Here is a 1288-nt window from a genome sequence, read left to right on the forward strand (position 1 = left end):
GAGCGCTTATCAAAAGTAGCTACCGAGCTTTCCGCAGAAGAGCAGGCATTTCTTGATAATGAAACGCAGATATTATGCGGCATGGTGGATGAATGGCAAATTAGCCAAGAGCATGATTTGCCTGAAAATGTTTGGACTTATCTTAAAGAAAATGGCTTTTTTGGCTTGGTAATTCCCCAAGAATATGGCGGAAAAGGCTTTTCGGCTCGAGCGCATTCTGATGTGGTGCAAAAAATTGCTAGCCGTTCAGGAGTTACTGGGGTAACCGTGATGGTCCCTAATTCATTAGGCCCAGGTGAGTTAATCAATTATTATGGAACAGATGAGCAAAAGAACCATTATTTGCCTCGACTGGCAAAAGGCATCGATATTCCATGCTTTGCACTAACTGAGCCAGGTGCGGGTAGTGATGCTACTTCCATTCAATCTGATGCAATTGTGATGCAAAAACAAGTGGATGGTAAAACCGTGCTGGGCTTGTCAATTACTATAGACAAGCGATGGATAACTTTAGCACCAATTGCAACCTTGATCGGTTTAGCCGTTAATGTTCGCGATCCAGATGGTTTATTACAAGGCGAAGGAATGGAGGGAATTACCTGCGTTCTCGTTCCGCGTGATACGCCAAATCTAGAAGTTGGTAATCGTCATTTGCCTGCAGCACAACCCTTTATGAATGGTACCGTTCGTGGGAAAGACATCTTCGTTCCGATTACAGCGGTTATTGGTGGGCAAAAACGAGTAGGGGGCGGATGGCAAATGTTGGTTGAATGTTTGTCTATTGGTCGTTCTATTTCGTTGCCTGCAATGGGGGCTGGTTCTTCGGCTATTTGTTATCTTACTTCAGGTGCTTTCGCTCGTATTCGCCGTCAGTTCAATATTGAAATTGCACAGTTCGAAGGAATTGAAGAAAAACTTGCAGAAATTGCCGGTTTAACTTATTTAACCAGTGCGACCCGTTTACTCACGGTAGCTGCAGTTAATGAACATAAAAAACCCTCGGTAGCTTCTGCGATTACCAAATACTTCAATACAGAATTGGCTCGTGCCACGATTAACGATGCGATGGACGTACATGCTGGACGTGCGGTTGTGGTTGGTCCACGTAACTATTTAACGAATTTCTACCAAGGAATTCCCATCTCTATCACCGTTGAAGGTGCGAATGTTATGTCGCGTAACTTGTTGATCTTTGGTCAAGGTTCTATGGCATGCCATCCCTTTATTCGCGATGAATTTTATGCTGTTGCCAATGAAGACAAGGCCGCCTTTAGGGATGTTATTTGGA

At 44.0% G+C, this 1288-nt stretch carries 1 protein-coding gene; it reads left to right on the plus strand.

Translation table 11 applies throughout. The annotated features are described in order from the left end of the window. The coding region (locus ACQY7T_RS12490) for an acyl-CoA dehydrogenase (protein WP_428413842.1) at positions 1-1288 on the plus strand (1288 nt) is incomplete at both ends.

The organism is Legionella sp. (assembly GCF_965140895.1).
In the GTDB taxonomy this organism is placed as follows: domain Bacteria; phylum Pseudomonadota; class Gammaproteobacteria; order Legionellales; family Legionellaceae; genus Legionella.